The following is a 13,145-nucleotide window of genomic DNA, read 5'->3' on the forward strand; positions in this document are numbered from 1 at the left end:
AATAATCACAGCGGTTGCTTAAAATCCGTAAACTTCAATGTACATCACCGAGTTATTAACTGAGCGGCGAATGTTAATGACGTTGAAATAAGAAAGTCGCTACAGCACTGAGACAATCCATTCATATTATCCCACTGAGGCAGGTCGCTGCCGATCAAAACTTAAATAAAGAGAACTTATGTAATAGAGCATGACTATCTGCTCGTAGTCATTTGCAAGCGAAGTGGAGGTAACGTGCTGAGGTGGATGGGTTGTGGACAGCGATGACGCTTCAGCCCGGTGGAGAAAAGGCGATGTCTTGCCATCGCCTGAGTGACCAGAAAGCATTAGCTTTCGATAAATTATTACTCCCGGGTAATCTTCATGGCCATATCAATTGATATCGCCATACTCTCCGGATTAGCCTTACCTGTCCAGGCGATGTTAAATGCCGTACCGTGATCGGCTGAAGTACGCAGGAAAGGCAATCCTGCCGTGATGTTCACCCCGTCGTAAAAGCCAAGCAGCTTAAGCGGAATATGCCCCTGATCGTGATACATGGCGACAACAATGTCGTACATGTCTTCGTTACACTGCATGAAAACGGTGTCCGGTGGACAGGGGCCGTACACATCCATGCCCTGCGCTTTCATCGCTTCGACAGCGGGCGTCAGAATACGGATCTCTTCATCGCCAAACAGACCATTTTCACCCGCATGTGGGTTTACTCCTGCCACCGCAATACGCGGTTGGGTGAAACCGACCCGGCGTAAAAAGGTATCGGCAATCCTGACCACCGTTTCCACCCGCGCCTGACTCAGCGTATCCAGAAACTTGCGCAGGGAAATATGTGTGGTGACATGAATGACTTTCAGTTTATCGGTGTAGAGCACCATCGAATAATCTTTGGTGTCCGTTAGCTTCGCGAGTAATTCGGTATGGCCCGGATAATGATGCCCTGCCAGATGCAGCGCTTCTTTATTCAGCGGCGCAGTCGCAATCGCCTTTACCTCACCACGCAGCGCCATTTCTGTCGCGCGCTTGATGCAACGGTAGGCCACGTCACCGGCTTCTGGCTGAACCACACCACATTGCAACGCTTCGGGATGCGCCACCTTCTCATCAATAATATGAAGGATGCCGGGCGTGAACCGTGCCTCAGAAACCTGGTCGATCACCCGGAGTTCAACCTGAGGTGTGATGTTCATGGCCAGTATGCGGCGGAAAGTCTCAGCGCAGCCGATAACAACCGCGGGTGAACCATTCAATGCACCTTCGGCTAACGCTTTAATAATGATTTCAGGACCGATCCCGGCAGGATCTCCCATTGTTATAGCAACAGTATTCGTCACCTGTTTTCTCCTCAACGAAGCTCAATATTTCTGAAAGGGTGGTTTCATCTCCGAAAACACCGACTTTAATCAATACAGTCAGACTCCGGCCGCGACCGGGAAAGTATCTGTATGGCGCACAATCACCCGCCCGGCCCTCAATTCTGAATCCCGTCGCGCACGATGCCGTCGCAATCTCCGCACCTGAGTAATACCGCATTTGACGGTGCGCTGCGCATCACCAACGGAACACGCACCAGGCAGCAAATCGCGTGCTGCTCACTGACGGCTTCAGCTAAAGGCGCGTTTACACACAGCGACCAGGTGTGCAAATCATCCGCTCGATCATTTGATTATATTCAATCACAATCGATTATATGTGAGCAAGATCAATTTAATAAAGCGCTATTTTATTTATAAATTTAGTCGCTGAGTGATTGCGCTACAGCAGCATGATGAATTTCAGTCATAAACGGGGAGAAGAATGTGGCCATAATTAACAGCACGATATTAAGCGGTTCTCATGCGATAAACGCACTGGCGCCCGTCGTGGCGGGCAGAAAACGACTGCTGGTTTTAACAGATAAAAACATTGTGAATTTGCCGGCAACAGCGCAGATCCTCACGCTACTGGGGCAGGATGCTCGTCAGGTAGAGCTCATTGACGATGTTCCGGCAGAGCCGACGCATACTGACGTTGAAACAGTGCTGACGCGCACGGCAGGTAAGGCCTATGATTTGGTCGTGGGTGTTGGTGGCGGAAGCGTGTTGGATGTGGCGAAGCTCCTCTCGGTTTTATGCCATGCGTCCCGTCCTTCGCTCAAGGCTCTGCTGGACGGTCAGAAAATTGAAGCGCGCTTGCCGTCGCTGCTCATTCCTTCTACTGCGGGCACAGGATCGGAATCGACCCCAAATGCCATTCTGGCCATTCCCGAGCAAAATACCAAAGTCGGTATTATTTCGCCTGTCATGCTGCCAGATTATGTTGCCCTGATACCTGAGCTGACAACCAGCATGCCCGCGCATATCGCCTCCTCAACGGGAATTGATGCGCTGTGCCATTTACTTGAGTGCTACACCGCGACGATTTCGAATCCTGTCGGTGACAATGTTGCACTCATGGGGTTGTATAAATTATTCCGTCATCTGGAAACCTCCGTTAATGAACCGCATAACCTGACAGCCAAGCTGGAAATGCTGTGGGCCTCTTATTATGGCGGTGCAGCCATTGCCCATGCCGGTACCCATCTTGTTCATGCCCTGTCCTATCCCTTAGGCGGTACCTGGCATCTGCCTCACGGTGTCGCTAACGCCATTCTGCTGGCGCCCTGCATGAAAGTAGTGCGGCCCTTTGCGGTGGAGAAATTTGCCAACGTCTGGGATCTGATCCCGGAAGCCGATACCACGCTGAGTCAGGAAGAGAAATCACATGCGCTGGTTGACTATCTGGCCAAATTAGTCAAACGCCTCAACCTGCCTGATAACCTGGAAGCCCTGGGTGTGCCATCCGATGATATCGATTCCCTCAGTGAAGCGGCTCTGAACGTGAAGCGATTGATGAACAATTCGCCTTGCGTAGTCAGCCATCAGGATGTGGCTGCAATTTACCGGACACTTTTCCCCAGGATTTAATTTAAAAAAGGAGTGGGTAATGCGTAAGAAAATTGAAGGTGTGTTAACAGCTATTGTTACCCCTTTTGATAAAGAAGGCGGACTTAACCTTGATGAACTTAAGCGTCAGGTTATTCGCCAACTTAATGCGGGCAACGGTATTTTCTGTGGCGGCACTAACGGTGAGTTTTTTGTCCTTAATGAGAAAGAGAAACTCACTGTTACTGAAACCTGTGTTAATGAAGTATCGGGGCGCGGAAACGTTGTGGCGCATATTGGTGAGATTTCCACCCGCGAAACCATTCGGCTGGGCAAACAAATCGAAAAACTGGGCGTGGACGCAGTTTCGGTGATTACGCCTTATTTTGTGCCGCTTAATCAGCGCGAACTCATTCATCATTACACGGCCATTGCGGATGCCCTTTCCGTTCCGGTGTTTTTGTATAACATTCCGGCCAGGACGGGTAATACGATCGAGCCACAAACGGCCCGCACACTTGCTGAACACCCGAATATTATTGGCGTGAAAGACAGCGCCGGAAGCTATGAAAGCCTGAAAGGTTATCTGGATGCCGTTAAGGACAGTAAAGACTTCGATGTTCTGAACGGTCCGGACTCACTGATTCACCAGGGCTATGTCGAGGGATGCTCAGCCTGTATTTCAGGCCTGGCTAACGTCGCGCCGCGTCAAATCAATGCTATCTGGTCTCGCTTCCATGCCGGAGATCGTGAAGGATCGCGGCTGGCGCAAGAGCAGGTCACGGGCTTACGCACAGACCTTTATAAAGTGGCATTTTCACCCGCAGCAGTTAAAAAAGCGTTGCAGATTTTAGGTTATAACGTGGGCGAAAGCCGTTATGCCGTTCACTTTGATACCGCACAGGAAGATGAAATCCGCAGAATCATCAACCTGTACCTGAAATGATAATAAGAAGTAATAAAACGTAAAGACAGGGAGTCGCTGTGCTCCCCGAATTTATCTTGTTATATCTGAGGCTATAATGAAAACTTTCAACGCTCAGGACACCCTGATAATTATTGGCATCGTGGTGGCTTATATTTTATTTACCACCTGGCTAACGTTTCGCTTACGCAGTAAAAACTCTGGCGATTTTATGGAAGGCTCACGCGCCATGCCCGCCTTTATTGTTGGTATTCTGCTGATGTCAGAATATATAGGGGCAAAGTCGACCATCGGCACCGCGCAGGCCGCTTTTGAAGGCGGTATTGCCGCGTCATGGTCTGTTATTGGTGCGGCAATCGGTTTTCCGTTATTTGGTATGATTCTGGTTAAACGTATTTATAACACCGGCAAAATTACCATTTCGGGCGCCATCGCTGAAAAATACGGTAGCAGTACCAAGAATATCATTTCACTGATTATGATTTATGCCCTGCTGCTGGTAAACGTGGGTAATTATGTGAGTGGTGCCGCAGCTATCGCGACGGTCTTACACGTTACCCTGCCCATTGCTGCGTTTATCACCGCTATCGTCAGTACCTTCTACTTTGCGTTTGGTGGTTTAAAGGGAATTGCCTGGGTCACCATGCTGCACAGCGCGCTGAAGTATTTTGGTATTCTGGCTATTTTGTGTTTTGCACTGTCGCAAACGGGCGGCTTCAAACCTATGATCGACGAAATGCCCGCCTATTACTGGACCTGGGATGGTAATATCGGCGTATCAACCATCGTTGCCTGGCTCATCGGTACTATTGGTTCGATTTTCTGCACACAGTTTGTTATTCAGGCTATCTCCTCAACTAAAGACGTGAAATCTGCACAGCGCTCCACGTGGATTGCTTTCCTGTTCTGTATGCCGATTGCACTGGCGATTGCGGTGATCGGTGTGGCCGCAAAGTACCTGCATCCAGAGATTAACAGCCTGTACGCCATGCCGGTGTTTTTGCAGGACATGAACCCCTGGCTGGCGGGTCTGGTAACGACCTCGCTGGTGGCCTCCATCTTTGTCAGCGTCAGTACCGTCGCTCTGGCGATCGCCTCACTGGTGGTGAAAGATTTCTATGTGCCTTATTTCAAACCGACGCCCGATCAGGAATTTAAAACAACGCGCTGGTTATCACTGTTGATTGGTTTCCTGCCGTTGATTTTTGTTCTGTTCGTGCCTGAAGTCTTAAAACTCTCTTTCTTTACACGTGCTATTCGTCTGTCTATTACCGTTGTTGCGGTGATTGCCTTCTACGCGCCGTTCTACAGAAGTACGCGTGGGGCAAATGCGGGCCTGGTGGGCGCCTGTGTGGTGACCTCCATCTGGTATCTGTTAGGCGATCCTTTTGGTATCAACAACATGTATATCGCGCTACTGACACCGGCATTGATTATGGCTATTGACCATATGATCCCAAGTAAAGCCCGGACCCAGGCCGCTGAAGAGGCAAAAAATGCAGCAAGCAAAGGAGAATAAAATGACCGTAACCGTAATTCGTGATGGCCATCTGAAGCCATGGGAAAAAGATGGTCGAGTAATGACGGCAATGTTGCCTTCGTCATGCCCGCAAAACCACGCCGCCAATATTTTGCCACTGCAGGATGGTTCCCTGCTCTGCGTCTGGTTTGGCGGAACACAGGAAGGGATTGCCGATATCTCCGTCTGGTGCTCTCGCTTGCCGGCAGGCGCTGACACCTGGAGCGAAGCCGTCAAACTGTCTGACGATCCCACGCGGTCTGAGCAAAACCCTGTGCTGTTTCTCGCGCCCAATAATGTTCTCTGGCTATTGTGGACGGCGCAGATCTCCGGCAATCAGGATACGGCGATTGTCCGATACCGCCAGTCCAGCGATCTTGGCCAAACCTGGGGCCCGATCGATACGCTGTTAGATAAGCCAGGCACCTTTATCCGTCAGCCCATTACCGTTCTGGATAACGGTAACTGGTTACTGCCCGTGTTCTACTGCCGCACCCAGCCAGGTGAAAAATGGGTAGGTAATGATGATATCAGCGCGGTGAAAATTTCGTCTGATCAGGGCAAAAGCTGGCGAGATGTGGTCGTGCCAGACAGCCTGGGTTGTGTACACATGAATATCACCGCCTTGCAGGATGGTTCGCTGGTTGCCCTTTACCGCAGCCGCTGGGCGGATCATATCTATCTGAGCCGCTCCACCGATGGCGGAGAAACCTGGTCAGCGCCCGAGGCCACTGTTTTACCTAACAACAACTCTTCTATTCAGGTGACGACGCTGCACAGCGGCGAGCTGGCGCTGGTATTTAACAATATGAGTGCGGCCGGGGCCACAGAACGTCGTGCCTCTCTATATGATGAGATCGATGACAGTGATGGCAGAAAAGAGCCGGAAACGACAGGCCGTACCGCATTCTGGGGGGCACCGCGCGCGCCCATGACCGTGGCTATTTCAGCGGATGGGGGCAAGACCTGGCCATGGCAGAAAAACCTCGATGAAGGCGATGGATACTGTATGACCAATAACTCTCAGGAAAAACGCAACCGTGAATTTTCCTATCCCAGCATCAAGCAGGATGCTGGGGGGACTTTGCATATCGCTTATACCTATTTTCGTCAGGCAATTAAATACGCGCGCGTCACGCCTGAGTGGGTGAAGGAGTAATCTGATGATTGTTGGAAACCTGAACAACCTGGCCCTGGCAGGATTACCTGAACCCTTACTGGCCCTGCTCCGTTTACCCTCATGCACGTTTGAGGCACTGGCAGCAAAAGATATCGGTAAATGGCAGCCAGAAAATGTTGCGTGGTTTTGTAATATTCAGCAGGCCACTACCGAAGATGCCGCGTTACGGCACACCGAATATCACCATCTTTGGGCGGATATTCAGGTGATGCTGGAAGGCGAAGAGATTATCAACGCCGGTACGCAGTCCGTCGCGAAGACGGATGATGAAGAGAAGAAACCCGATCTGTTCATCACCCGCCCCCGCGAATGGCCCGTGAGCATAACGCTACGCAAAGGGGACTTTGCGGTGTTTCTGCCCGGTGAGCCTCATCAGGCGCTGTGCGCGGTCAACGAACCGATGACGGTCCGCAAAGCGGTGTTTAAAGTGCCAAAATCTATGTTAGGAGACTGAGATGCGTCACGCTATCGTCACGGGATACAGTTCCGGTATCGGCCAGGCCATCACCCATCATCTGCTGAATAACGGCTGGAAAGTGACGGGACTTAGCAGAACCCAGGGAGAGATGGCCTCACCGAACCTTAACTGGGTTGCCGTGGATTTAACGGATGCGGAACAGCTTAAGTCGGTTATCAGCACACTCGGTACCCCGGATGCGTTGATACATGCAGCAGGGATGATGGTGGCCGCCCCGTTAGGCGAACTTGATAGCGCTGCCGGCGCGCGCCTGTGGTCGTTGCACGTTCAGGCGGCGGAAGTCCTGGTGAACCACTTTGTGCCGATGATGCAGCCTGGCAGTAGGATTGTCATTATAGGTAGCCGCACGTCGCGAGGTGCCGCCAACCGCTCGCAGTACGCTGCAACCAAAGCGGCGCTGGTTGGCATGGTTCGCTCGTGGGGAATGGAGCTGGCACCGCGTAACATCACTGTTAACGTTGTTGCGCCTGGTGCGACCGAAACCCCCATGCTCACCCGACCTGAACGTACGTCGTCGGCCCCTATGGTTCCGCCGATTGGCCGGCTCATTCAACCAGAAGAAGTCGCCTCGCTAGTGGGTTATCTACTTAGCGAATCCGCCGCAGCCATTACGGGCCAGGAACTGGTTATCTGCGGCGGCGCCTCGCTGAAAGCGTAATGAGAGTTGCATACAAACGTAAACCAGCCTTCACCGGCTGGTTTTTTTTGCGCCATGACCCTACACAGTATTCCAGATGCCAAATGCGCACCCTGAATCAGGTTTTCTGCCCCGTTCACGCGATCTGCAAAGGACTGGCTCCAGCGAGTGTTTAACCCGAAACTGTACCGGTAGGCATTCTCACGCTAGAACTCCTCAGGTTCGCCGGGAAGCGGGTCGGTCAGCTCCATCCCTTTCACCCCCGCATAGGTAATCACCAACTCGGCAGGCGTGTTCAGCGTAAAGCCGCGATGTGCGCTGTTCACCGTTTCATTTAACGCTTCGCCAGCCTGAAAGGTTTGCTGCTCACCCGTTTCTTTATCCTCAACTACAAGCGTACCTGACAGGATAAAACACGCATTCGGCATGGGATGCATATGCCAGGGTAACGAAGAATGAGCCGGAATGGTCAGGCGCATCACGGTCAGTTCGGGTTCACCCTGCGGATAAGCGTCAATGTGTTGACCGTTCCATGCTTCACTACTTTTTAACACCTGTACGGCAACGATTTTATTATCTGATGATTTATCTGAATGATTCCCTGACATGGTTTCTCCTGACTCGCGTCGGCAATACTGAATTGAATAACGTGTTTAAACGTAGCCTATGATCGTGTTCGACGACGTCAATTACCCTGCCAGCGGTTAAAAACGCCAGGATAGCGCCTGATGACCATGCGGTGAATTTTTAGACAAATCATGCAGTAATGGTTATATCTTATATCGCCGCGTCAGTACGCAAGGCGGATAAATTGTATTAGGCTTTTGACATCTTTTACTGATGGGAATCGCTACTAATGAAAGGTTTATTTACGGCGCTAATCGCCAGTTCCGTATTACTGTTGTCCGCCTGCTCACCTGATAACGATCATAAAGTTAAAGTGGCGATCAACACCGGTCCCGACGAAGCTATCTGGCAGGAAGTTCAGAAAATTGCCAAAGACAAGTATCAGCTGGATGTTGAAGTGCTTAACTTCAACGATTACGTACTGCCAAACGAAGCGCTGAACAATAAAGAAGTTGATGCCAACGCCTTTCAGAGCCTCCCCTATTTGGAAGAACAGTCTAAAGAGCGTGGCTACAAATTTGCCGTTGTCGGTAAAACCTTTGTTTTCCCTATCGCTGCCTATTCTCACAAGATTAAAAACATCAGCGAACTCAAAGATGGCGATACGATTACCCTTTCTAATGAGGCCACAACGCTGGGCCGCAGTCTGTTGCTGTTGCAGGCTCAGGGCTTAATTAAGCTCAAAGACGGCGTGGGCTATTTGCCGACCTCGCTGGATATCATCGAAAACCCTAAGCATCTGAAGCTGGTTGAGGTGGATACGCCGCAGTTAACCCGTACTCTTGACGATCCAAATGTCACGCTTTCAATCATAAATACCAACTTCTCTGCCCAGGCTGGCCTGTCGGCGCGTCGCGATGGGTTGTTTATGGAAAGCGCCTCATCGCCTTACGTCAATGCGTTGGTATCACGTCAGGACAACAAAGACAGCGATAAAATCCAAAAGCTGAAGTCTGCGTTACAGTCTCCGGAAGTCGCGGCCAAAGCAGAAGAAGTTTACAAAGGTGATGCGATCAAAGGCTGGTAAAAGGCTGGCTGAAACAGGCCGCATCGTCAGCGGCCTGTTCCACGCTAGAAGTGAGGCTAAGCCGCCGCACCTTTGAGTTGAGCAGAGAGATGTCCGGCCCACAGGCTGGCAATCCATCTGACACCATTGGCGGTAAAGCGAGCCTGCGAGAAAGCATGCTGATTGTCCGCCGTACCTGAATGCAGCGTAAAGTAACCTGCCTGCAGGTGGTAATGCTGGGGCCTCAAGGCTCCCTTGTCACGGAACATAATATTGCGCTCCAGCAGGAACTGGCGAAAATCTGGCTCTTTGGCTTTCAGCATTTTGCACAACTGGCGGAAACCCAGAGACGTTTCAACGTTGACAAAGTGGTCAAAAAAAGCGGCTTTTGGTGCCGATTCGGCCAGTTGTTTCTCTGCTGCGCGTCGCTGTTCAAACTGTTCAGCCCAGGCACGAGCGGCTTCAGCAGGATTCGTAAAATCAGGCAGATGAACACGCTCTTCAAGGGCCTGCCAGCGATCGAGCGCATCGGCCGTAAAACCCGGCGAAAGTCGGGCGACAGCAAGCAGAGAGTCGCGTTTATTCAGGCAGAACTCCTCACGCGTCTGGCCTTCGCGCTCATAGAGATTGACTGAAAGCGGCTGAGAAAGGCGCTGCGCCGTTTCAAGACTTTTAATTAAGCGTTTAACTTCGCCGTGCGTATTGCCGGTCATTTGGGCAATTTCACGGCTTGTCATCGTAATGGCATGATCCGTTGCTTTGAAGATTTCTGTCGATATCATCATGGGCTTTACCCCCTAATCATTCCAGACAACACCCAACGGGCAGTGGAATAATTATACAACTACCTGTTTAAATATCCAGTACTATTTTTAGGCTGATATATTAATGGAAAGCGTTACGCAAAAAGCGAGCATTGGCCAGACGGATAAAACACGACAGCGCTCTGGCGGATGATCCGCGCAAGATCGGTGCCGTCCGTAACGGTGGATGGCGGTAAAAGCGGATTAAAGATAAGCACGGATTATTGACATCAGTTTATAATGTCGGCCATAAGCAAGAGACGTCATCCGGCTCCGGCGCTCAGGTAGCCAGGTGATTCAAGAAGTGCTGAGCGAATTTACTGTGCTGCTCATTAGACAGCTTTATTTTTGATTCGGAAGAATGCGATCGTTTCGCGATTTCACGTGCACCGGATGTCACGTTTACTGGAGTAAGTTATGCAACCGTTAAGAGTCGCCTTTATCAAGGCAAACTGGCACAGCGACATTGTTTCTCAAACCCTGGCTGGCTTTAATCAGGAAATGGAAAACAGCGGCACGCCTTACGAAATTAAAACCTGGGACGTGCCTGGTGCCTTTGAAATGCCTTTACTGGCGCAGCGCCTGGCGCAAACAGGTCAGTTTGACGCCATTGTTTGTGCGGCCCTGGTCGTTGATGGTGGCATTTACCGCCACGACTTCGTGGCGCAGGCTGTGGTCAGTGGACTCATGCAGGCTCAGCTGGCTACCAATGTTCCCGTGTTTTCTGTTTCACTGACGCCGCATAATTTTCAGCCTGCCGACGAATTCGTGCGTTTTTATACCGAGCATTTTGTGAAAAAAGGTAAAGAAGCGGCACGCGCCGTTTGTCAGGTTCACGCCATTTCGCTCTAAAACCTGCCCGTTTATGAATGTCATCAGCCGGCACTCCAATGCTGAAGTGTCGCTGAGTCTGCCAGCGTTTCAGGAGACCTTATGGAATCACCACGTCAGCCTTTACCCCCGTTTAACGATGTACAGGATGCGATAAAGAAAGTGCGCCTGGCAGAGGATGCCTGGAACAGCCGGGATCCCGAACGTGTTTCTCTGGCCTATTCTCCCGACAGCGCATGGCGAAATCGCGATAGGTTTATTACGGGCCGGGCCGAAATTGTGGCGTTTTTACGAGACAAATGGCAAAGGGAAGCAGAGTACCGGTTGATCAAAGAGTTGTGGAGTTTTCATTCAAATCGTATCGCCGTGCGCTTTGCCTATGAGTGGCATGACAGCCAGGCAAACTGGTTCCGTTCCTACGGCAATGAGAACTGGGAATTTGATGAGAATGGCTACATGGTGAAACGCCATGCCAGCATTAACGACGTGGCCATTACCGACAGTCAGCGACTGTTTCACTGGCCTCAGGGCCGCCGACCGGACGATCATCCCTCTCTCAGTGAACTGGGGCTATAGGCATTCATTAACAGGCGCTATGGGTGATCCAAATTGCCATCGTGCCTCATGTGTCATCAAAAGCACAACGGCTGTCGTCAAGGGCGAGATTAACGCCATAAAGCACTGAGGTCGCGGGCACTACACGGCAGGTCGACGTCAGCAGAGAGATAACCTGCTGCCGTCGTAACGCTATCTGAACGATCGCCAGGCAGTGAAATTCACGACCTGGCGTTAGCAGGACAGATTAGCCCTGTTCCTGCGTCTGTGCCGGCTGGGGTTCGCTCTGTTTAGGTTGTTCAACAAAGGTCGCCTTATTACGAGTCACGGTATAAGCCACTTTTTTAACGTCTTCAGGTGACGTTGTCACTTCAAGGGGATCAATAGTTACCCGCCCCAGGCCAAACAACGTGCGCACGTAACCGCCGACTTCATGTTTACCCGCGGGAACACGAAGGATTTTGCTTTCACCATTGGGCAGTTCGCCTGCATCTTTACCATCTACCGTCAGATAAATATGTGAACCGTCATCCGCACGCGTAATCACGTGTGAAACATCGATCTGGGTCTGTCCGGTCGTAAAATCATCCGCTGCCGCAGCGGGGGGATTGGCGGCGGGATGCCGGGCGCATCCGGCTAATGTTGTGGCGACCGCAAGTGCGGTAAAAAGATTACGATAACGCATTATAGCTGTCTTACTCCCTGGCAAATGAACGCATTATTTTAGCCGTTTCACTGAACGATGGAAGCCCGGAAACGCTCGGTATGCTCTTAAAATTGTCAGGAAATGAGGGAAAAAGTAAGCGGCGTTATTTTTTTACAGGACGTCATGCAGGATCTCAGCCTACCTCATGCGAGGTGACAGAATACCGGGCAGTCTGGCGCCGTAGCGCCAGACATTTTTCCGGTTAGCTAAACACCATGCCGCCGTCTACCAGTAACGACTGTCCGGTGATGTAATCAGAATCCGGGCCGGCAAGAAAGGCGACACAGGCTGCGACATCTGCGGGTTCTGATAACCGACCAAGCGTGATTCTTTTCGCAAACTCCTGAGTACCATAACCCACGGGTTTGCCTGCCGCTTCGGAAATCTGCCTGTCGATCTCCGCCCACATCGGTGTTTTAACAATACCAGGACAAAAGCCATTTACGGTGATCCCCGCCGGTGCCAGATCCCGTGCGGCAGTTTGTGTCAGGCCCCGAACAGCAAACTTGCTTGAGCTGTAAACTGCCAGCTCGGGATTGCCGACATGCCCGGCCTGAGAGCAGGCGTTAATAATTTTTCCGCCATGGCCTTCAGACGCGAATGCTTTTATCGCGGCCTGCATGCCCCAGATCACGCCTTTGACATTAACGTCGTAAACCTTGTTGATGACCTCTTCGGTGATTTCATCAATGGGCGTTGAGGGCGCGACACCTGCGTTATTCACAATGACGTTAAAATCACCCAATACGCTGCGCGCTTCTTCTACGGCATGAAATACCTGATCCCGTTTTGTTACATCCACCTTGATGGCCAACGCACGGCCGCCATCTTTCTTGATCTTTTCCGCAACCTGCGACGCGGTTTCAATATTATAATCAGCCACGGCCACGGCAAATCCGTCTTTTGCCAGACGTAAGGCTATCGCCTCACCAATGCCCTGACCCGCACCTGTCACAAGCGCAACCCGCATTTTCATCA

Annotated in this window: 14 protein-coding genes; 9 read left to right on the forward strand and 5 right to left on the reverse strand. The window is 51.2% G+C overall.

The annotated features are described in order from the left end of the window. Positions 1–344: 344 nt before the first annotated feature. Positions 345–1,307 carry a D-threonate 4-phosphate dehydrogenase gene (locus tag EL29_RS22045; RefSeq protein ID WP_029571511.1) on the reverse strand — a complete coding sequence of 321 codons (963 nt, stop codon included), beginning with the start codon at positions 1,305–1,307 and terminating at the stop codon, positions 345–347. A 489-nt stretch (positions 1,308–1,796) separates the two neighbouring features. Here EL29_RS22045 and EL29_RS22050 point away from each other — a divergent pair, with 489 nt between their 5' ends. The 6 genes from EL29_RS22050 (at position 1,797) to EL29_RS22075 (ending at position 7,660) form a co-directional block, all read left to right on the forward strand. After that, positions 1,797–2,942, forward strand: a complete 1,146-nt coding sequence (locus EL29_RS22050; protein WP_013027815.1) for an iron-containing alcohol dehydrogenase — start codon at positions 1,797–1,799, stop codon at positions 2,940–2,942. Between the two features lie 19 nt (positions 2,943–2,961). Beyond that, entirely contained in the window at positions 2,962–3,846 is an 885-nt protein-coding gene (locus tag EL29_RS22055) for a dihydrodipicolinate synthase family protein (RefSeq protein WP_013027814.1), read from the forward strand. Positions 3,847–3,922: 76 nt separating this feature from the next. Further along, positions 3,923–5,344, forward strand: coding sequence for a sodium:solute symporter family protein (locus EL29_RS22060; protein ID WP_028716042.1), 1,422 nt, complete (start codon positions 3,923–3,925; stop codon positions 5,342–5,344). Position 5,345: 1 nt separating this feature from the next. Next, positions 5,346–6,503, forward strand: a complete 1,158-nt coding sequence (locus EL29_RS22065; protein ID WP_028716043.1) for a sialidase family protein — start codon at positions 5,346–5,348, stop codon at positions 6,501–6,503. A gap of 4 nt (positions 6,504–6,507) precedes the next feature. After that, positions 6,508–6,978, forward strand: coding sequence for a NanQ anomerase/TabA/YiaL family protein (locus tag EL29_RS22070; RefSeq protein ID WP_013027811.1), 471 nt, complete (start codon positions 6,508–6,510; stop codon positions 6,976–6,978). Between the two features lies 1 nt (position 6,979). Continuing rightward, the gene (locus tag EL29_RS22075) at positions 6,980–7,660 is read left to right on the forward strand and encodes an SDR family NAD(P)-dependent oxidoreductase (protein ID WP_014333071.1); all 681 of its coding nucleotides are present in this window, start codon (positions 6,980–6,982) and stop codon (positions 7,658–7,660) included. Between the two features lie 185 nt (positions 7,661–7,845). On the opposite strand, the gene EL29_RS22080 is transcribed toward EL29_RS22075, so the two are convergent. Further along, positions 7,846–8,247 carry a cupin domain-containing protein gene (locus EL29_RS22080; protein WP_028716044.1) on the reverse strand — a complete coding sequence of 134 codons (402 nt, stop codon included), beginning with the start codon at positions 8,245–8,247 and terminating at the stop codon, positions 7,846–7,848. 248 nt (positions 8,248–8,495) lie between these two features. Between EL29_RS22080 and EL29_RS22085 the strand changes: the two genes are divergently transcribed. Continuing rightward, positions 8,496–9,293 carry a MetQ/NlpA family ABC transporter substrate-binding protein gene (locus EL29_RS22085; protein ID WP_013027808.1) on the forward strand — a complete coding sequence of 266 codons (798 nt, stop codon included), beginning with the start codon at positions 8,496–8,498 and terminating at the stop codon, positions 9,291–9,293. A 56-nt stretch (positions 9,294–9,349) separates the two neighbouring features. Here EL29_RS22085 and EL29_RS22090 read toward each other — a convergent pair whose 3' ends face one another. Then, positions 9,350–10,057, reverse strand: coding sequence for a phage antirepressor KilAC domain-containing protein (locus EL29_RS22090; protein WP_014333068.1), 708 nt, complete (start codon positions 10,055–10,057; stop codon positions 9,350–9,352). A 435-nt stretch (positions 10,058–10,492) separates the two neighbouring features. Here EL29_RS22090 and EL29_RS22095 point away from each other — a divergent pair, with 435 nt between their 5' ends. Continuing rightward, positions 10,493–10,927, forward strand: coding sequence for a 6,7-dimethyl-8-ribityllumazine synthase (locus tag EL29_RS22095; RefSeq protein WP_013027806.1), 435 nt, complete (start codon positions 10,493–10,495; stop codon positions 10,925–10,927). An 81-nt stretch (positions 10,928–11,008) separates the two neighbouring features. Then, entirely contained in the window at positions 11,009–11,482 is a 474-nt protein-coding gene (locus tag EL29_RS22100; RefSeq protein WP_014333065.1) for a nuclear transport factor 2 family protein, read from the forward strand. Between the two features lie 226 nt (positions 11,483–11,708). Here EL29_RS22100 and EL29_RS22105 read toward each other — a convergent pair whose 3' ends face one another. Together EL29_RS22105 and EL29_RS22110 are read right to left on the reverse strand one after the other, a co-directional pair. Next, positions 11,709–12,146, reverse strand: coding sequence for a hypothetical protein (locus EL29_RS22105; protein WP_019105848.1), 438 nt, complete (start codon positions 12,144–12,146; stop codon positions 11,709–11,711). Positions 12,147–12,369: 223 nt separating this feature from the next. Then, positions 12,370–13,143: a (S)-acetoin forming diacetyl reductase gene (locus EL29_RS22110; protein ID WP_028716045.1), complete on the reverse strand. Its 774-nt coding sequence runs from the start codon at positions 13,141–13,143 to the stop codon at positions 12,370–12,372. Positions 13,144–13,145: the final 2 nt, after the last annotated feature.

It is taken from the genome of Pantoea ananatis LMG 2665, from assembly GCF_000710035.2.
Lineage (GTDB): Bacteria > Pseudomonadota > Gammaproteobacteria > Enterobacterales > Enterobacteriaceae > Pantoea > Pantoea ananatis.

Excerpts from the sequence above, each read along its gene's own strand:
- EL29_RS22045 (WP_029571511.1), bottom strand. The coding sequence starts at position 1,307 with ATGGGAGATCCTGCCGGGATCGGTCCTGAAATCATTATTAAAGCGTTA.
- EL29_RS22055 (WP_013027814.1), top strand. The coding sequence starts at position 2,962 with ATGCGTAAGAAAATTGAAGGTGTGTTAACAGCTATTGTTACCCCTTTT.
- EL29_RS22060 (WP_028716042.1), top strand. The coding sequence starts at position 3,923 with ATGAAAACTTTCAACGCTCAGGACACCCTGATAATTATTGGCATCGTG.
- EL29_RS22065 (WP_028716043.1), top strand. The coding sequence starts at position 5,346 with ATGACCGTAACCGTAATTCGTGATGGCCATCTGAAGCCATGGGAAAAA.
- EL29_RS22070 (WP_013027811.1), top strand. The coding sequence starts at position 6,508 with ATGATTGTTGGAAACCTGAACAACCTGGCCCTGGCAGGATTACCTGAA.
- EL29_RS22075 (WP_014333071.1), top strand. The coding sequence starts at position 6,980 with ATGCGTCACGCTATCGTCACGGGATACAGTTCCGGTATCGGCCAGGCC.
- EL29_RS22080 (WP_028716044.1), bottom strand. The coding sequence starts at position 8,247 with ATGTCAGGGAATCATTCAGATAAATCATCAGATAATAAAATCGTTGCC.
- EL29_RS22085 (WP_013027808.1), top strand. The coding sequence starts at position 8,496 with ATGAAAGGTTTATTTACGGCGCTAATCGCCAGTTCCGTATTACTGTTG.
- EL29_RS22090 (WP_014333068.1), bottom strand. The coding sequence starts at position 10,057 with ATGATGATATCGACAGAAATCTTCAAAGCAACGGATCATGCCATTACG.
- EL29_RS22095 (WP_013027806.1), top strand. The coding sequence starts at position 10,493 with ATGCAACCGTTAAGAGTCGCCTTTATCAAGGCAAACTGGCACAGCGAC.
- EL29_RS22100 (WP_014333065.1), top strand. The coding sequence starts at position 11,009 with ATGGAATCACCACGTCAGCCTTTACCCCCGTTTAACGATGTACAGGAT.
- EL29_RS22105 (WP_019105848.1), bottom strand. The coding sequence starts at position 12,146 with ATGCGTTATCGTAATCTTTTTACCGCACTTGCGGTCGCCACAACATTA.
- EL29_RS22110 (WP_028716045.1), bottom strand. The coding sequence starts at position 13,143 with ATGAAAATGCGGGTTGCGCTTGTGACAGGTGCGGGTCAGGGCATTGGT.